Consider the following 18,094-nt stretch of genomic DNA (forward strand, 5'->3'; position numbering starts at 1 on the left):
AGGCCGCCACGGGGTCGAGGCCTTCGGCGCGCGGGCCGGTCACGAGGCCGCCTGGGTCGCGCCGCGGGCGTTGCGCCGGGCCGCGGCCCAGCGGGTCAGCGCGCTGCGCAGGCCGCCGCGCCGGACCGTCGGGCCGTCGTTGGTCTTGTTGAGCACGATGCCCAGAACGGTGCTGCCGCCCGACTCGAGGTCGTGCACGGCGGCGGCGACGTCGTCGATGCTGGTCCGGCCCGCCTCCACCACGATGATCAGGCCGTCGAGTCCGTCGAGCAGCGGCCGGAGGGTGGGGAGCTCGTCCACCGGCGGCAGGTCGACGACGACGCGGTCGAGGGCGGGGCGTCCGTCACCGACCACGGCGGCGACGCCCTCCGGCGTCATCAGGTCGCTGAAATGGGGATCGTTCGGGTGGCGGTTGCCGCAGGCGAGCAGGCGGACCTCGCCGGGCTGGGGCCGGACCGCCTCGGTGGCGCAGCAGCGGCCGGCGAGCACGTCGAGGAGGCCGCGCTGCTCGGTGGCCTGGCTGAGCCGCGAGAGCGTGGCCTGCCGCACGTCGGCGTCGATCATCAGCACCCGCCCGGAACTCGAGCGGGCGCGGGCGAGGAGCTGGCCGAAATTGCTCGCGAACAGGGTCTTGCCCGCGCCGGCCCCCACCGAGGTGACGCCGATCGCGAAGACCGGGCCGCGGCGGTCGCTGCCGAGGACGTGGGCCTTGAGGCTGTGCAGGCGCTCGACGAACACCGATTGCGGCATGAACCGCACGGCGCTCGCCCGGAACGCCTCGACGCTGGCCGGGCGCTGCGCCTCGTTGGCGTGGGCCTGCGCCAGCGCCAGGGCCGCCCGGAAGCCGGGCTCGCGCCGCAGCTCGGGGAGGGCGGCGAGGCAGGTCAGGCCGTGGCCGGTCAGCTGCCGGGGCGTGCGGATCGTCCGGTCGAACCAGTGCCGCGCGAAGGCGCCGCTGACGCCGAACCCGGTGCCGACCAGCAGACCGAGCAGCATGATCAGGCTGCCGCGGGGCGCGCTCGGGGATTCCGGCACGGTCGCGGGCGTGATCACGTGGGCGGAGGGCTGCGGGTAGGATTGCTGGTTGACGGCGTCGATGTAGCGCTGGAGCAGGTTCGTGTAGATCTGGTCGTAGGTCTCGGCGGTGCGGTCGAGTTCCTTCGCCTTGACCCGGGCGTTGCTCATGATCAGCGTCTTCGAGATCAGGGCGTCGAAGGCCGCCGTCATGCTGTCCTCGCGCGCCTTGGCGACCTCGTAATCGTGGTCGAGGGACACGGCGAGGCGCTCGAGCTCGGTGCGCAGCGACTGCTTGGCCGCCTGGATGTCCCGCTGGATCGCCTGGACCGCCTCGTGGTCGGGGCCGAGGCGGCGCTTCAGGTCGTCGGCGCGCTGCACGAGGTCGACGTACTGCCGGCGCAGCTGGATGATCACGCTGTCCTTGAAGGCCTCGGTGATCCCCGGATCGGCGATGTCGGAATCGAGGAGCCCGCGGATCTGGTCGCGCACCGCGCGGGCGTCGACGGTCTTGGACCGGGCGGCGGCCACGGCGGTGTTGAGCTCCTCGACCTGCTGCTCGCCCACGAGGCCGCGCTTGCCGAGGTCGATGATGGTGTGCTCGGCCTTGTAGGTCTGGGCCTCGCGCGAGGCCTGGCTGGCGCGCTGCTGGAGTTCCTTCAGGCGCGGCAGCATCCACTCGCCGGCGACCTTCCAGACCTGGGCCCGGTTCTCCAGCTCGGTGCTGACATAGGCCTCGGCCACCGCGTTCGCGACGGCCGCCGCCGTGGCGGGATTGTCGGCGCTGTAGCCGACCTCGATGACGTAGGCGGCGCCGATGCGGCTGGCCTCCACGTTCTCGCGCAGCGTCCGCGCCTGGCGCAGGTCCGGGCTCACGGGAGCGGGCTCGCGGACCGGCCGCTCGGCGCCGATCAGCCGGAGGGCCTGCGCCTTGGCGGCCTTCACGAACTCCCGGACCTTCGCGACGAGCGGGTGCGTCGGCGTCGCCAGATCCCGCAGGGCCGACCCGTCGAGCCTGTGCACGGCGGCGAGCGCGATCTTCTCCGAGCGGATGTACTCGACCTGGCTCTCGACCTCGGCGATCTCGAGCGGGGTCCCGGCGTTGGGCGTGTCGCGGGCCGTGACCGGGCTGGAGCGGCTCTCGATGTAGACGCGGGCCCGGGCCGTGAAGATGGCCGGCGCGGTCGCGACGTAGATCCCGGCGCAGACCAGCCCGACGGCGGCGAAGGCCAGGATCGACCGCCAGTTCTGCCGCGCGATGGTCAGGATCGAGACCTGGGACTCCGTCTCGGGCGAGAAGGGCTGGCCGCGCCAGGCTCCGGTCCCGCCGGGGCGGGTCGCACCGATCGGCAGGAAGGACGCGCTGGTCGAGTGTCGGTTCATGGATCTCTCCTCGCCGCGGCGGTCACCGCCCCGGAGCGCTCTCCGTCAAGGGGACGCCGGCTCGGCCCGATGGGCGCGTCGAGCCGGGGTGGTGGGTCAGTTCTGGCCGGCCCCGTCGCCGACGCCCCGCATGGCGGGATCCGGCTTGAGCGCGATCTCCACGACGTCGCCCGGCAGGAGCGCCGTGTCCTCGGCGGCGTCGATCTGCGTCTTGGACGGGCCGCTCTGCCGGTAGACGGCGATCGCCGCCTGCGCCCGGCTTCCGGACAGGAGCTGCGCCCGGAGGGCGCCGGTGTAGACCAGCTTGTCGTTGATGCTGTTCAGGCGCGACCGGTACGTCGCGAGGTTGTTCTCCGCGACCTGGAGCTTCTCCAGGGCGTCCATGGCCTGCACGTCGTCGACCCGCTCGAGCTTGCGGCCGACCTCGCTCTTGTCGCGCTCGAGCTGGGTGAGCTGGACCGTCGTCTGCAGGGCGCGGGTCGAGGAGAGCAGGACGGCGCGCCGCGCGTCGGTCAGGCGCGTCGTGACGACCGCGCCGCGCTGGAACAGCGCCCGCACCGTGTCGTAATCCTCGGCGTCGGCGGTGACGCCCTCCTTCTCCTTGGCCTGCTGCTCGCTGAGGCTGGCGAACTGCGTCTGCGTCCGGTTGAGGGACCGCTGCAGGTGGTCCTTCTCCTTGGCGATGTCGGTCATCTGCACCCGGAGCTGCTGCTCGGCGAGCTTCTGCGCGGGGGTCGCGCGGCTGCCCGGGGCGACGTCCGCCGGCGGCGGGGACTTGTCGCCCCGCGACGCGGCGACGATCGCCTTCAGGCGCCAGATCGTGGCGGATTCCCGCTGGATGCTCGCCCAGGTGCTGTCGTACTCGGCGCGCAGGTTCGCCGTCTCGACGACGGGGTTCTCCATCCTGAACCGCAGGAGGTTGTAGCCGCCCGCCAGGGCGATGGCCTGCCGCACGGTCATGCCCGGGTGGAACGGGTGCTCGCCCTGCTTGGTCACGTCGCCGCTCAGGTAGACCGGCTGGTACTTCGAGATCCGCACCCCGATCTCGTCGGGCTCGAGCACGGCGATCGATTCCTTGCCCTCGGAGTTGCGCTGCCGCACCGCCTTGGCGGGCAGCGCCTTCTGCAGGCTCTGGCGCAGCTCCGCGACGGTGAGCCCGGCGGCCGGCACGTCCCCGAGCAGCGGGACCATGACGGTGCCGTCCGTGGAGACCGTCGCCTCCTGCTTGAAGGTCGGGATGCTGAGGGCCGTGACCTCGATCGTGTCGCCGGGACCGATGCGGTACTCCGCGGCCGCCGGCAGCGCCGACAGGGCGAGCAGGCACGCCGCGAGACCGGTGCGGGTGGCGGCGCGGGTGGCCGCGGTCTTCGTCGACGTCTTCGACACGCATCGTCCCCTTGAGGCTCGCCCTCGGAGCCCGGGCGCGGCGGTCGAGCGGCGGGACCGCGCGCCGGCCTCACGGGCTCCTGAGGGCTGAGACGGCATGATGCGTAACGGCCGAGCCGGCCGGGACCCCTCCAAAAGGCGGGCGCGCGCATCCATGCCGGGGCGGGGGCTTCGCCTTTCGGCGTAGCCCCCCTGTCCGGAACGGCGCGCCGGGGCCGGGAGGGGCCGCCCCGGATGGGCGCCGTTCGCCTTTCGACGGACGAACCGCATCGAAAGCCTGGGTTCCCGGCCGTCCGCAGCTCTGTGCAGTTTTGACGCACAGAAGTTGTGCGGAAGGAGCGGCGGTTATGCCGATTACCGATGCGGATATTGGGTCAGATGTGGGTATCTTCTACCCGGATCTAGTCAATATTTATGGATGTCGAATCGAAAGCGGTTCGCGCATCGGCCCCTTCGTCGAGATCCAGCGCGGCAGCCGGATCGGCCCGCGCTGCAAGATCTCCTCGCACAGCTTCATCTGCGCGGGCGTCTCGATCGGGGCCGAGGTGTTCGTCGGCCACGGCGTGGTCTTCACCAACGAGCTGTATCCGGAAGCCACCAACGCGGACGGCAGCCTGAAGCGGGACGGCGAGTGGGAGCTCGTCGAGACCGTGGTCGAGGCCCGCGCCTCCATCGGCTCCAACGCCACCATCGTGGCGGGGATCACCATCGGCGAGGGCGCCCTGGTCGGCGCCGGTGCCGTCGTCACCCGGGACGTCCCGGCCTTCGCCATCGTCGCCGGATGCCCCGCGCGGGTCGTCGGCGACACGCGCACCAAGCGCGCCGAGAGCGCCGCGCGCGCCCGTTCCGTCCAGTCGCCGCGGCCCGAGCCGGCCGAGCCTCTGCAGGTTGCTTGAGGGGAATGCAGTCATGATCTCGATCGGTATCGTCGGCTACGGCTACTGGGGGCCGAACCTCGCCCGGTGCACCTCGGAGAGCGAGCGCTGCCAGCTGGTGGCCATCGCCGACCAGTCGCCCGCCGCACTCGCCCGGGCCGGCAAGCGCTACCCCGCCGTCCAGCTCCATCAGGACTGGCGCGACCTCGTGGCCGATCCCGCGATCGACGCCGTCATGGTGGCGACGCCCGTGAGCTCGCACTTCGAGATCGCCATCAACGCGCTCCGGGCCGGCAAGCACGTCTTCATCGAGAAGCCGATCACGCCCTCGGCCTTCGAGGCCCGGCTGCTGATCGAGGAGGCGGCCAAGCGCAACCTGACCCTGATGGTCGACCACACCTTCGTCTACACGGGCGCGGTCGAGAAGATCCACGAGCTCGTCACGACCGGCGCCATCGGCGACGTGTTCTACTACGACTCGACCCGTGTGAATCTCGGCCTGTTCCAGCGCGACGTGAACGTGATCTGGGACCTGGCGGTCCACGACCTCGCCATCCTCGACCACATCCTGGACCTCGCCCCGGTGGCGATCTCGGCGAGCGGCACCGGCCATTTCAGCGGTCGCCCCGAGAACATGGCCCACCTGACCGTCTTCTACCCGCGCGGCGTCGTCGCGCAGATCAACGTCAACTGGCTCGCGCCCGTGAAGGTGCGGCAGACGCTGATCGGCGGCAGCAAGAAGATGATCGTCTACAACGACCTCGACCCGATCGAGAAGGTCAAGGTCTACGACCGCGGCGTCACCGTCGGCGGCGGCTCGGACGACATCACCGAGCTGATGGTCTCCTACCGGACCGGCGACATGTGGTCGCCGCACCTGTCCTTCCGCGAGGCGCTGATCGTCGAGATCGAGCACTTCGCCGACTCCATCGAGAACGGCACCGCGCCCATGACCGACGGCCACAGCGGCCTGCGCGTCGTCGAGATGCTCGAGGCCGCCATGCGCTCCCTGCGCCAGAACGGCCACCCCATCGACCTCATGCCACTTGCGAGGGCCTCGTGATCCCCTTCCTCGACCTCAAGGCGCAGTACGCGGCGATCGGCGGCGACGTCGAGACCGCGGTTCTCAACGTCCTGCGCAGCGGCGACTTCGTCCTCGGCCCGGCGGTCAGCGCCTTCGAGGCGGCCTTCGCCGAGGCCTGCGGCGCCCGCCACGCGGTCGCCGTCAGCAGCGGCACCGCGGCCCTGCACCTCGCCCTCCTCGCCCTCGACATCGGTCCGGGCGACGAGGTGATCACGGTCTCGTCGACCTTCGTGGCGACGGTGGCGGCGGTGCTGTACGCCGGCGCCACCCCGGTCCTCGTCGACATCGACCCGGTCAACTGGACCATGGACCCGGCCCTGGTCGAGGCGGCGATCACGCCCCGCACCAAGGCGATCCTGCCGGTGCACCTCCACGGCCGGATGGCCGACCTCGACGCCCTGGGCGCCATCGCCCGGCGCCACGGGGTCGCCCTCGTCGAGGACGCCGCCCAGGCGCACCTCGCCGAGCGCGCCGGCCGCAAGGCCGGCACGATCGGGGATATCGGCTGCTTCAGCTTCTATCCCGGCAAGAATCTCGGGGCCTACGGCGAGGGCGGCGCCATCGTCACGGACCGGGACGACCTCGCCGCGGCGGCCCGCTGCCTGCGCGACTGGGGTCAGCAGGGCAAGTACAACCACGTCCGCCACGGCTTCAACCTGCGCATGGACGGCGTCCAGGGCGCGGTGCTGGGGGTCAAGCTCCCGCACCTGGAGGCCTGGACCCGCGCCCGCCAGGCGGTGGCGGCGGAGTACGGCGCCCGTCTCGCGGGCCTCGGCCTGGAGCTGCCGGCCCCCGCCGGGCTCGACCACGTGTTCCACGTCTACGCCGTGTCGACGGCGGACCGCGAGGGGCTGCGCCAGTACCTCAACGCGGCCGGCATCGCCACCGGCATCCACTACCCCGTCCCGGTCCACCGGCAGCCCGCCTACAGCCACCTCGACGACGGCGCCGGCCGGCTGCCGGTCACCGAGCGGCTGGCCGCCCGGACTCTGTCCCTCCCGATGTTCCCCGAGATGACGTCCGCGCAGATCGACACCGTCTGCCGGGCCGTCACCAGCTACTGCGAGGTCGCCGATGCCCAAGCTGCGTGAGGTCACCAAGGGAAGCCGGTTCAGCGGCGACCTGCGCGGGACCCGGATCCTGGTCACCGGCGGATCGGGCTTCATCGGCTCCCACATCATCGACCTGCTGGTCGAGGCCGGCTGCGACGAGATCGTGGCCATCGACAACATGATCCGCGGCCGCCCCGAGAATCTCGGGGACGCCCTCGGCTCCGGCCGCGTCCGCCTCGTCCAGGGCGACATCCGCGACCGCGCCCTGATGGACACGCTGATCAAGGGCACCGACGTGGTGTTCCACCAGGCGGCCCTGCGGATCACGCAGTGCGCCGCGGAGCCGCGCCACGCCTTCGAGGTGATGGCCGCCGCGACCTTCAACCTGCTGGAGAGCTGCGTCGAGGCCGGCGTCGCCAAGGTGGTGATGGCCTCCTCGGCCTCGGTCTACGGGATGGCGGAGGTCTTCCCGACGACCGAGAAGCACCACCCCTACGACAACCGGACCCTGTACGGCGCCGCCAAGTCCTTCGGCGAAGGTCTGCTGCGCTCGTTCAACGACATGCACGGGCTCGACTACGTCGCGCTCCGGTACTTCAACGCCTACGGCCCGCGGATGGACCTGACCGGCCGCTACACCGAGGTCATGGTCCGCTGGATGCAGCGCCTGGCCGAGGGCCAGTCGCCGATCGTCTTCGGCGACGGCCTGCAGACCATGGACCTCGTCCATGTCCGCGACATCGCCCGGGCCAACATCCTGTCGGCGATCTCGCCGGCCACCGACGTGGTGCTCAACGTCGGCACCGGCGTCGAGACCTCGCTGGTCGACCTCGCCGGCCACCTCACCCGGATCATGGGCCGGGACGGCACGCCGCTGATCCACGAGGCCGAGCGGGCCGTGAACCCGGTGCCCCGGCGTCTCTGCGACACGAGCCTCGCCAAGGAGCTGATCGGCTTCGAGGCGAAGATCGGGGCCGCCGAGGGCCTCGCCGACCTCGTCGCCTGGTGGCAGGACGAGTCCCGCTCCGAGCATCTGCGGCGGGCGATGGCATGATCCCGATCGCCAAGCCCGAAGTCGGCGACCCCGAGGCCGAGGCCGCCGCCGCCGTCGTCCGCTCCGGATGGCTGACCCAGGGGCCGCAGGTCGCGGCCTTCGAGACGGAGTTCGCCGCGACCGTCGGCGCGCCCCACGCCTGCGCGGTCTCGAACTGCACGACCGCGCTGCATCTCGCGCTCCTCGCCGTCGGGGTCGGCCCCGGCGACGAGGTGGTGACGGTGAGCCACAGCTTCATCGCCACCGCCAACGCCATCGCCCAGTGCGGTGCGACGCCGATCTTCGTCGACATCGACCCGGCCACCTTCAACATGGCTCCGGACGCCGCCGCGGCGGCGATCACCGCTAAGACGAAGGCGATCGTCTGCGTCCACCAGATGGGCATGCCCTGCGACCTGGAGGCGATCGCCGCGATCGGGCGCCGGTCCGGCATCCCGGTGATCGAGGACGCGGCCTGCGCCATCGGCTCCGAGCGGCTCCAGGGCGACGTCTGGCGGCCGATCGGCAGCCCGGCGGGCGACATCGCCTGCTTCTCGTTCCACCCGCGCAAGGTGCTGACCACCGGCGACGGCGGCATGATCACCACCGCCAGCGCCGCGTGGGACCGGACCTTCCGGCTGCTGCGCCAGCACGGGATGAGCGTCTCCGACATCGCCCGCCACGGCAGCGCCCGGGTGGTGGTCGAGGAGTACGCCATCGCGGGTTTCAACTACCGGATGACGGACGTGCAGGCGGCCATCGGCCGGGAGCAGCTGAAGCGGCTGCCCGACCTGATCGCCCGGCGCCGCGCCCTCGCCGACGGCTACCGCGCGCGGCTGGCCGACCTTCCCGGGGTGACGCCGCCGCCCGAGCCGATGGGGCTGCGCAGCAACTGGCAGAGCTACTGCGTCCGCCTCCCGGACGACGCGGACCAGCAGGCGGTCATGCAGGCGATGCTCGACCGGGGCATCGCCACCCGCCGGGGCATCATGTGCGCGCATCTGGAGCCGCCCTACGCGGAGGCGCCGCGGCGGTTCGCGCTGCCCGAATCCGAGCGGGCGCGCGACCACGCGATCCTGCTGCCGCTCTACGCGGCGATGACGGAGGCGGAGCAGGATCAGGTCGTCGACGCCCTGCGCGACGCCCTGCGATGATCCCCGCACCGGTCAAGAGCCTCGCCCGGACGGTCGGCCTGACGCGCCCGCGCGTCGCCGCCGCCCGGATGGCCTGCGAGCGCACGACGCTCGCCCTCGCCCGGATCCGGCGGCCGGCGCCGGGCGGCCGCATCCTCTGCTACCACTCGGTGGGCCAGTCGGAATGCGGCGTCAACGACGTCTCTCCCGCGCGCTTCCGCCACCAGCTCGAGCGCGCGCTCGGGCTCGGCTACCGCTTCGTGCCGGCGGCCACGATCGCCGACGGGCGCGGCGGCGCGCGGGACCTCGCCATCACCTTCGACGACGGCTGGCGCAGCGTCCTCAGCGGGGCGGCGCCGGTCCTCAGCGATCTCGGGATCCCCTGGACCCTGTTCGTCGTGTCGGGCTGGCTCGACCGGCCCGAGAGCGCGCCGCCCGGAATCCTGGGCTGGCGCGCCATCGAGGCGCTCGCGGCGAACGGGGTCGAGATCGGCAGCCATTCCGTGACCCACCCGGATTTCGGGCGCCTCAGCGCGGAAGAGGCGGCCGAGGAGCTGGAGGAATCCCGGCGCGCCATCGGGGCCCGCCTTGGCGTCCTGCCCGACTCCTTCGCGATCCCCCTGGGGCAGTCGGCGAACTGGACGCGGGCGGCCGCCCACGCGGCCCGGGAGGCGGGCTACCGGATCGTCTACGCGCAGGCGGTGGAGACCCGTCCCGCCGGAACCGTGGCGCGCAGCTTCGTCACGCAGTTCGACAACGATCTCGTCTTCGGTGCCCTGCTCCGGGGCGCCTACGACGCCTGGGAGGAGTGGGTATGAACCGACCCGCGCAGCGCCGCGTCTCCGTCGTGGTGCCCACCTGCAACCGGCCCGCCTTCCTGCGCGAGGCCCTGGCGAGCATCCGCGCCCTGGAAGGCCCCGACCTCGCCTTCGAGATCATCGTCGGCGACAACGGCGAGCCGGGGCCGGCCGCCGAGGTCGCCGCCGCGTTCGGCGCGATCCACGTCCCGGTCGACCGGCCCGGCGCCGGCGCGGCCCGCAACGCCGGCCTGACCCGGGCGAGCGCGCCCTACGTGGCGTTCCTCGACGACGACGACGTCTGGCAGCCGGCGCATATCCGGGAGCATCTGCGCCTGTTCGAGGCCGATCCGGAGCTCGGGGTCGTGTTCGGGCAGATCGTCACCGCCGACCACGACCTCGTGCCGACCTACGGCCCCTGGCCGCCGGAACTTCCGTCCGACAAGGGCGCGCTGCTGCGCCGCATGCTGAGCGGCTACTTCCCGCAGATCGGGGCGACCGTGGTGCGCCGGACCGTCGTGGACGCGATCGGCCTGTTCGACGAGGCCCTGCTCGGCGATCAGGACTGGGACTGGCAGCTGCGCGCGGTCCGCGGCCACGGGGTGGGCTTCGTCGCGGCGCCCTCCGTCCATTTCCGGCAGCGGCCGGCGGGGACCTTCGACCGCCTGATCGCCCGCCGGATCCACTTCACCCGCGTGGTCTTCCGACGCCACGCGCCGGCGCTCGGCGTCTCGCGGATCGCGGCCCTGCGGCTCTATTTCGGGACCGTGCAGGGTTACTACGACGCCCTGCTGGACGCCACCGAGGCCCACATGGCCCGCGGCGACCGCCGCGCGGCCGCGGGGGCCTTCCTCACGGCTTTCCGCCTGATGCCGCACCGGGCGATCCGGCAGGCCTTCCGGCCGACGCGCGTGCGCGCGGCCCTGCTGGCGCTGGCCGCCGGGCCGGCAGCCCGGCCGCTGACCGCCGACCCGAAGACGCGCTGAGCCGGACGGGACTGTCGCTCCGCGGCGCGGGCCTCCCCGGGGCCCGGCCGCCGGAGCGCGCTCGCTGTGTCCCTGTCGTACCTGGCGCGCGCCGCCGCCCGGGAGGCCGCGCCGTCCTGCGAGGCTCGACCGCCGCTCCCGGCGAAGCGCGGGCCGTCGCGGCGGACGCCCGTGAGGGCCCGGAGACGACCGCTCCGGCCTCCGGCGCCGCGCGAGGCCGAGGGGACCGCGTCGCCGGTCGCGACGCGCCCCGTCCCCGCATGACCGACTTGCGGCCGCCCGGGCCCCGGTGGCGGCCTCAGGTGCTGGGGACCTGCGCCCGGACCCGCATCGGGCCGAACCGGTCCTTCACGTTGCGGACCAGCCATTCCGGGAGGAGCAGCCGCACCGGTTCCCAGAGGCCGGAGAAGTCGCCCGCGCGGCGCAGGACGAGCCAGGAGGCGACGCGCTGGCGCAGCGGCAGCATGCCGATGTAGTTCTTGGTCATCTCCGACACGGGGAAGTCCGAGCCGAACATGTCCTGGTGGCGCAGGTCCGGCTCGCCGAGATGGGGCGTCTCGGCCGGGCCGGCCGCGTCGGTCTCCGGGGGCAGCCGGGGCAGGGCCCGCGCCTGCGCGTAGATCGCGTCGAGTCCCGCCAGCCAGGCGGCCGGCGCGTAGAGGCCGGCGACCGCGGCGGCGCTCTCGGCGCCCGCGGCGTCCCGCGCGGCGGCGTCGGTGATCAGCGCCGTGAGGTGGGCCTCGTAGGCGGCCTGGTCGTGGGCGACCCGGGCCGTGACGTCGAGCCCCGGATGGTTGATCGCCACGATCTCCGCCGCCGCGGGGGCCTCGAAGCGCGTGACCAGCGGCAGCCCGTAGGCGGCGGCCTCCAGCATCGAGGTCGACGACACGAACGGGTAGGAATCGACGTAGATGTCGGCCGCCTCGAAGAAGACCCGCGGGTCCGGCAGCTCGGCATGGGCCGTGATGCGCCCGCCGGTGGCGGCCCGGGCCCGTTCCCAGTCGGCCCGCTCGCCGGGGCCGACCACGATGAGCCGGGCCTGCGGATGCGCCGCGAGGAGGTCGACGTGGCGGTCCGCGTAGGTGACCGCCCCGACGTTGCGGTACTTCGCCCCCCGGGCCACCGAGACCAGGAGGACGCTGTCCTCCGGGACACCGAGGGCCCGCTTGGCCGCGCTGCGGGTGCGCTGGCGCTCGGGCAGGGTGATCAGGGTCGGCAGCAGGAGGCTGCGGGCCGGATCGACGCCGCGCCGCGTGACGGCCAGCCGGCGCGCGGCCTCGCGCAGGTTGATCACCGCGTGGCTGATCCGCGTCCCGATCCAGAACAGGTGGTCGGCGTGGTTGAGGAGCAGGACCGGCGGGCTCTTCGCCGGATCCGCGAAGGCGATCAGCGGGACCACGTCCTCGCAGTGGATGTGCAGGACGACGACGTCGTAGCCGCGCGCGATCTGGCGCAGCTCCCGCGCCCAGGCGAGCTTGTCGCCCTTGTGGTGGTTCAGGTGGTGGATCCCGCCGCCGCTCTCGCGCACCGCGGCGGTGATCCGCGCGTCGACCGGGCCGCGGTGCTGGGTCAGGGCGACGCCGTTGACCCGGTCGCGGTCGGCGCCGATCCAGAGCGCGAGCATCTTGGTGAGGCCGCCCACCGGGGCGAGCTGCGTGCAGACGTGGAGGACGCGCCGGTACGGGGCCCCGTCGGCGCCCGCGCCGTGCCGGGCGTCGCCGCCGCCGTCGAGGGTTCGGCCGATCCCGGTCATCAACCGTTCGAGGCGCGGGCTCGCGAACACGCCGCAGTGCCGGTGCGCCGCCAGGGTCGCCGCGATGGCGGTCTCGACGGCCGCGCCGGCCCGGTCGCCGGCTGCCGCGAGGCGCTCCGCGTGCCGCACCCGGGCATCGAAGGCGGCGAAGTTCGACCGGATCCGCCCGGCGCGGGACGCCGTCCCGCCCGCGGTTCCCCCATCGCCGTCACGGCAGAGTTCCGACGCGCCTTTGACCATCACGCCCTCCGGGCCTCAGCGCTGCGACGCGGCGCCGTACGTTGTCCAGGTCCCCGCCTCGTGGAACACGCCGAAGACGTCCGGCGCGAAGACGGGGTGCTCGATGTGGAAGCGGCCGCCGATCTTGGCCGCGAGGAGCCGCTCGAAGCCGCGCTGCCGGACCACCACCGAGACCGTGTAGGTGTCGGCGGTCAGGGTCAGCGGCGGCGTCAGCAGCTCCACCTCGCCCTCGCCCGAGAGGGCGGTCAGGCCGGCGCCGTCCGCCTGCGTGCTGAAATTGCAGCAGAGCAGCTCGTCCGACCGGGTGATCGAGAACAGGACGTGCGGGTCGGCGACCGGCTCCGCGGCGCTGTAGCGGGCCCGGATCCGCATCCGCTCGCCGTGGCGGAACAGCGTCCGCGGCGCGCCGGATTCGTCGGCGATCGTCACGTCGCTGATCCGGACCGGCAGGTCGCCGGCGTCGGGGCGGAACCACGCGGTGTCGGCGAGGTAGCTGTCCCGCTCGTAGTGGGTCAGGCCCTCGTCGGTGGGGCCGTCATAGGCGACGCGGCCGCCCTTGATGTAGATCACCCGCTCGCACATGGTCTTGATGCTGAACATGTTGTGCGAGACCAGCAGGATCGTCGAACCCTTGCCCTGGAGCCGTCGGGCGAAGTCCATGCACTTGCGCTGGAAGGTGTAGTCGCCCACCGCCAGCACCTCGTCGAGGAGCAGGATGTCGGGCTCGAGATGCGCGGCGACCGAGAAGGCCAGCCGGACATACATGCCGCTGGAGTAGCGCTTCACCGGCATGTCGATGAAGTCGCCGATCTCCGAGAACGCGACGATCGCGTCGAACTTCGCGGCGATCTCCCGGCGGTCCATCCCGAGGATCGAGCCGTAGAGGAAGATGTTCTCGCGGCCGGTCAGCTCCCGGTGGAAGCCGGTGCCGACCTCGAGCAGGGCCCCGACCCGGCCCTCGAGGCGGATCCGGCCGGTGGTCGGCGCGGCGATCCGCGACAGGAGCTTGAGGAGCGTGCTCTTGCCGGCGCCGTTGAGGCCGATGATGCCGACATTCTCGCCGTGCCGGATGCCGAAGCTGACGTCCTTCAGCGCCCAGAAGCTCTCCTGCGATGGGCGGGCGGCGGAGCGGCGGGTCACCAGGCCGCGGACGCCCTCGCTCAGCGCGTCGCGCAGCGAGTTCTGGTGCGCGGCGCGCGGGGCGCGCCAGTACTGCTTGCCGATATCCTGTACGCTGATTGCCATCGACATCAGATTACATCCGCGAAGGAGCGCTCCATGCGCTGGAAGAAGATCAGTCCGCTGACGAGCAGGGCGAGCGCGGCCGTGACCGAGACGGCGACCGCGAAAACGTCGGGCGGCGTGCCGCCCAGGATGGCGAAGCGGAACGCCTCGATCAGGCCGACCATCGGGTTGAGCGCGTAGATCCAGCGCACCGAGGCGGGCACGATGCTCGACGCGTAGACGATCGGCGAGGCGTACATCCAGATCTGGATCAGGAACGGCAGCGTGTGCTTGATGTCCCGGAAGCGGACGTTGACGGGCCCGAGCCAGAGGCTCACCCCGAGGGCGAGCATCGCCGTGACGATCAGGGTCGGGACGGCCAGGAGGAGGTGCCAGTCCGGCACCGCCCCGTACCAGGCCATCAGGGCCAGCAGCACGCCGAGGGCGATGGCGAAATCGACCATCGGCGACACCACCGTCGCCAGCGGGATGACCAGCCGCGGGAAGTAGATCTTGCGGATGAGCTCGGCCTCCGCCACGAGGCCGTTGGCGCTGCGCCGCACCGCCTCGGAGAAGTACGTCCACAGGACGACCGCGCTGCCGGCGAAGAGTGCGTAGGGGGCGCCGTCGGTGGGGATCTTGGCGAAGTGCCCGAAGATCACCGTGAAGATCAGCACGGTGAAGAGCGGCTGCGCAATCGCCCAGGAGGCGCCCATGGCGGTCTGCCGGTAGAGCACCTTCAGGTCCCGCAGGATCAGGACGCGCAGCAGGTCGCGATACTGCCAGAGGCCGACCGCGTCGAAGGCGACGATCCGGTCGTCGGGCGCGATCTCGGTCACCCGCAGCGTCGACGGGTCGGTCCGCTGTTCGGCCGGCCCGCGCTCCGACGTGCCGAGGGCAAGCGCATCCAGAGATTTCATCATTCGAGGCGGTCCCGCATGACGCTCTGAGCCCGTGGTCGAGCTCGGGGGACTCGGTGCGAATCGGAAGTTGTGCCGCCCGGTCGTCCCGCCGGAACGGGCTATCATCGCGGTGCGGCGGTCCGAATTACACCTTTCGTCGTATCGGTCCGGCCGACTGAAGTGGTGGTTGTGATCAACGACCGTAATCGTAGCCAATCACGTCAAATGAGACCTCGGGGGGCGCCGCGCGCGGCGCCGGTCCCCGTCCGGGACGACCGGCTCTGATCGGCCGGCGACCGGGGCCAGGTTTCGGGAGAACCGCCATGCAGGACCCCGTGAGCGCCGCCGGCGCTCCGCTCGTGACGATCGCCATGCCGGCCCTGAACGAGGCCGCGCACATCGCCGACGCCATCGCGTCGGTGCTGCCCGACCGGGACGCGATCGCCTGCGAGCTGCTGGTGCTGGACGGCGGCAGTCGCGACGACACCTGCGCGATCGTCGCCGCCCTGAGCGTCCGGGACCCGCGCATCCGGCTCGTCCACAACGAGCGCCGCATCCAGGCGGCGGCGATCAATCTCGCCGCGCGGCTGGCGCATCCCGCCTCCACCTACCTCGTCCGCGCCGATTGCCACGCCGTCTATCCGGAGGGGTTCGTGCAGAATCTCGTCGGCACGATACGCCTGCGCGAGGCCGTCTCGGTGGTCGTGCCGCTCCGGACCGTCGGGGTCACACCGCTGCAGCGGGCGATCGCGGCCGCGCAGAACAGCCGCCTCGGCAACGGCGGCTCGGCCCACCGGCAGGGTGGGATCTCGGGCTACGTCGCCCACGGCCATCACGCGGTCTTCGACCGGCGCGAGTTCCTGCGGGTGGGCGGCTACGACGAGACCTTCACCCACAACGAGGATGCCGAACTCGACCGGCGGCTCTGCGCCGCGGGCGGGCGGATCTACCTCGCCGCCGAGCTCGCCATCACGTACTTCCCGCGCGCCTGCCTGGGCAGCCTCGCCCGGCAGTACCTCCACTACGGGCGCGGCTGCGCGCGGACCCTCGAGAAGCACGCCAGCCTGCCGCGCCCGCGCCAGATCCTGCCGGCCCTGGTCCTGCTCTACGCCGTCGCGGCCCTGCCGCTGGCGGCCCTGATGCCCGCCCTGCTGCTTCCCCTGCTGCTCTATGCCGGAGGCTGCGCCCTGAGCGGCCTCGCCCTGGCGCTGAAGGCGCGGGAGCCCGTCCTGGTGATGAGCGGCCCGGCGGCCGTGACCATGCACCTGTCCTGGGCGGCGGGGTTCCTGTCCTACCCGGGCTACCGGCGGACGCTGTTCCGGGCCGCCCTGCGCCGGAAGCGCCGCCTGCTCGGCCTGCCGCCGGGATCCGACGCGGCGCGCGTCAATTGACCGGCTGAGGCCCCGTCGTCCGCGCGCCCGGCCTGTTCGGGGCGCGGACGAGGCGTGTCAGAAGCCCGACGCTCTCACGCATCCGTCGCCCGTTGGCCCTTCGGGGCGGTGGTCTCGCGCGGCCAAGGCGATTATCGACACGCGCAACGATCCGGCCGCGCAGAGGGCCCGGAGACCGGCCGCGCGCCGCGCGCGGCAGCCCAGGAGAGTTGTGACCGTGCCCGACAGTACCCCGCGTCCCGTGATGCTCGTGATCCTCGACGGCTGGGGTCTGCGGGACGCCGTGGCCGACAACGCCGTCCACCAGGCCAGGACCCCGGTCTTCGACGCGCTGATGCGGGAGCGTCCCCGGGCGCGGCTGAAGACCTTCGGCGCCGATGTCGGCCTGCCCGAGGGTCAGATGGGCAATTCCGAAGTCGGCCACCTCAATATCGGCGCGGGCCGGGTGGTCCTGCAGGACCTGCCGCGGATCGACGCGGCGGTCGCCGACGGCTCCCTCGCCCGGAACCCGGCCCTGATCCGGTTCATCGAGGCGCTGCGCGCGTCGGGGGGAACCTGCCACCTCGTCGGCCTGCTGTCGCCCGGCGGCGTCCACGCGCACCAGGACCACGCCGTGGCGCTGGCGCGCGCGCTGACGACGGCCGGCATCCCGGTCCGGCTCCACGGCTTCACCGACGGGCGCGACATGCCGCCCCGCTCCGCCGCCGCCTGCATCGCCGACGTCGAGGCGGCCCTCCCGAAGGGCGCCCGCATCGCCACCCTGTGCGGCCGCTATTTCGGGATGGACCGCGACCGGCGCTGGGAGCGGGTCCAGAGAGCCTACGACGCCCTCACGGAGGCGCGGGGAACCCGGTTCGAGCGGGCCGGGCAGGCCGTCGCCGCGTCCTACGCGCAGGACGTGTCCGACGAGTTCATGCAGCCCGCGATCATCGGCGACTATGCCGGCATGCGGGACGGCGACGGCATCCTGAGCTTCAACTTCCGCGCCGACCGGACCCGGCAGATCCTGGAGGCGCTCCTCGACCCGGCCTTCGCGGGCTTCGAGCGCGCGCGCGCGGTTCGGTTCGCCGCCGCCCTGGGGATCGTCCAGTACAGCGTCGAGATCGACGCCTTCGCCGAGACCCTGTTCGGGGCCCTCGACCTGCCCAACGGCCTCGGCGAGACCGTGGCCCGGGCCGGGCGCGCGCAGCTGCGCATGGCCGAGACCGAGAAGTACCCGCACGTCACCTACTTCATGAACGGCGGCCGCGAGGAGCCCTTCGCGGGGCAGGACGCGGTCCTCGTGCCCTCGCCGAAGGTCGCGACCTACGACCTGCAGCCGGAGATGTCGGCGCCGGAGCTCACCGACCGCGCCGTGGAGGCGATCGGCTCCGGGCGCTACGACCTCATCATCCTGAACTTCGCCAACCCCGACATGGTCGGCCATACCGGCAGCCTCGCGGCGGCCGTGAAGGCGGTGGAGACCGTCGACACCTGCCTCGGCCGCGTCGTCGAGGCGGTGACGGCCCAGGGCGGGGCGCTGCTGGTGACCGCCGATCACGGCAATTGCGAGATGATGCGCGATCCCGAGACCGGCGAGCCCCACACCGCCCACACCCTCAACCCGGTGCCCGCCGCGCTCGTCGGCGTCGACGGCGTGACCCTGGCCGACGGACGGCTCGCCGACGTGGCGCCGACGCTCCTCGACCTGATGGGACTGGACCAGCCGGCCGAGATGACCGGCACGTCGCTGATCCGCCCGCGGGGCCAGGGCTGAGGGCCGGCGGCACGCCGCCTGCAACGGCCGGGCTGTCATGCGCGCCGTCCCTGCGTTACCTCCCGCCACGGGCCGGTCTGTCCCA

14 protein-coding genes are annotated in these 18,094 nt (G+C 72.6%); 9 read left to right on the plus strand and 5 right to left on the minus strand.

Annotation, left to right across the window (positions count from 1 at the left end):
- Positions 1-39 precede the first annotated feature (39 nt).
- Both ME121_RS07460 and ME121_RS07465 read right to left on the minus strand, forming a co-directional pair.
- On the minus strand, positions 40-2,397 hold the full coding sequence (locus ME121_RS07460) for a GumC family protein (RefSeq protein ID WP_059408603.1): 2,358 nt from the start codon (positions 2,395-2,397) through the stop codon (positions 40-42).
- A gap of 96 nt (positions 2,398-2,493) precedes the next feature.
- The gene (locus ME121_RS07465; protein ID WP_059408604.1) at positions 2,494-3,783 is read right to left on the minus strand and encodes a polysaccharide biosynthesis/export family protein; all 1,290 of its coding nucleotides are present in this window, start codon (positions 3,781-3,783) and stop codon (positions 2,494-2,496) included.
- 347 nt (positions 3,784-4,130) lie between these two features.
- Here ME121_RS07465 and ME121_RS07470 point away from each other — a divergent pair, with 347 nt between their 5' ends.
- Genes ME121_RS07470 through ME121_RS07500 form a run of 7 tightly spaced genes read left to right on the plus strand, consistent with a single transcriptional unit; the run spans position 4,131 to position 10,743 of the window.
- Positions 4,131-4,679, plus strand: coding sequence for an acyltransferase (locus tag ME121_RS07470; protein ID WP_012321531.1), 549 nt, complete (start codon positions 4,131-4,133; stop codon positions 4,677-4,679).
- A gap of 13 nt (positions 4,680-4,692) precedes the next feature.
- The gene (locus tag ME121_RS07475) at positions 4,693-5,721 is read left to right on the plus strand and encodes a Gfo/Idh/MocA family protein (RefSeq protein ID WP_012321532.1); all 1,029 of its coding nucleotides are present in this window, start codon (positions 4,693-4,695) and stop codon (positions 5,719-5,721) included.
- Positions 5,718-6,833, plus strand: a complete 1,116-nt coding sequence (locus ME121_RS07480; RefSeq protein WP_029361105.1) for a DegT/DnrJ/EryC1/StrS family aminotransferase — start codon at positions 5,718-5,720, stop codon at positions 6,831-6,833. The genes ME121_RS07475 and ME121_RS07480 overlap by 4 nt, the downstream gene beginning before the upstream one ends.
- The gene (locus ME121_RS07485) at positions 6,817-7,848 is read left to right on the plus strand and encodes an NAD-dependent epimerase/dehydratase family protein (RefSeq protein ID WP_024828698.1); all 1,032 of its coding nucleotides are present in this window, start codon (positions 6,817-6,819) and stop codon (positions 7,846-7,848) included. Before ME121_RS07480 ends, ME121_RS07485 begins: the two co-directional genes overlap by 17 nt.
- Positions 7,845-8,981: a DegT/DnrJ/EryC1/StrS family aminotransferase gene (locus ME121_RS07490; protein WP_012321535.1), complete on the plus strand. Its 1,137-nt coding sequence runs from the start codon at positions 7,845-7,847 to the stop codon at positions 8,979-8,981. Before ME121_RS07485 ends, ME121_RS07490 begins: the two co-directional genes overlap by 4 nt.
- Positions 8,978-9,778 (plus strand): polysaccharide deacetylase family protein, encoded by an 801-nt coding sequence (locus ME121_RS07495; RefSeq protein ID WP_012321536.1) that lies wholly within the window; start codon positions 8,978-8,980, stop codon positions 9,776-9,778. The genes ME121_RS07490 and ME121_RS07495 overlap by 4 nt, the downstream gene beginning before the upstream one ends.
- Complete coding sequence (locus tag ME121_RS07500) at positions 9,775-10,743, plus strand: glycosyltransferase family 2 protein (protein ID WP_029361106.1); 969 nt, start codon at positions 9,775-9,777, stop codon at positions 10,741-10,743. Before ME121_RS07495 ends, ME121_RS07500 begins: the two co-directional genes overlap by 4 nt.
- Before the next feature lie 298 nt (positions 10,744-11,041).
- Here the strand turns inward: ME121_RS07500 and ME121_RS07505 are convergent, their stop codons facing one another.
- The 3 genes from ME121_RS07505 to ME121_RS07515 are packed head-to-tail and all read right to left on the minus strand — an operon-like array spanning position 11,042 to position 14,883.
- Positions 11,042-12,736, minus strand: a complete 1,695-nt coding sequence (locus ME121_RS07505; protein WP_012321538.1) for a glycosyltransferase — start codon at positions 12,734-12,736, stop codon at positions 11,042-11,044.
- A gap of 15 nt (positions 12,737-12,751) precedes the next feature.
- A complete protein-coding gene (locus ME121_RS07510) occupies positions 12,752-13,987 on the minus strand; it encodes an ABC transporter ATP-binding protein (protein WP_029361107.1) in 1,236 nt (411 codons plus the stop codon).
- Positions 13,987-14,883, minus strand: coding sequence for an ABC transporter permease (locus ME121_RS07515; protein ID WP_024828696.1), 897 nt, complete (start codon positions 14,881-14,883; stop codon positions 13,987-13,989). The genes ME121_RS07510 and ME121_RS07515 overlap by 1 nt, the downstream gene beginning before the upstream one ends.
- 302 nt (positions 14,884-15,185) lie before the next feature.
- Here ME121_RS07515 and ME121_RS07520 point away from each other — a divergent pair, with 302 nt between their 5' ends.
- Positions 15,186-16,253 carry a glycosyltransferase family 2 protein gene (locus ME121_RS07520; protein ID WP_024828695.1) on the plus strand — a complete coding sequence of 356 codons (1,068 nt, stop codon included), beginning with the start codon at positions 15,186-15,188 and terminating at the stop codon, positions 16,251-16,253.
- A 244-nt stretch (positions 16,254-16,497) separates the two neighbouring features.
- Positions 16,498-18,009, plus strand: a complete 1,512-nt coding sequence (gene gpmI, locus ME121_RS07525) for a 2,3-bisphosphoglycerate-independent phosphoglycerate mutase (protein WP_041372804.1) — start codon at positions 16,498-16,500, stop codon at positions 18,007-18,009.
- Positions 18,010-18,094 lie beyond the last annotated feature (85 nt).

The organism is Methylobacterium sp. ME121 (assembly GCF_000974725.1).
GTDB lineage: Bacteria > Pseudomonadota > Alphaproteobacteria > Rhizobiales > Beijerinckiaceae > Methylobacterium > Methylobacterium radiotolerans.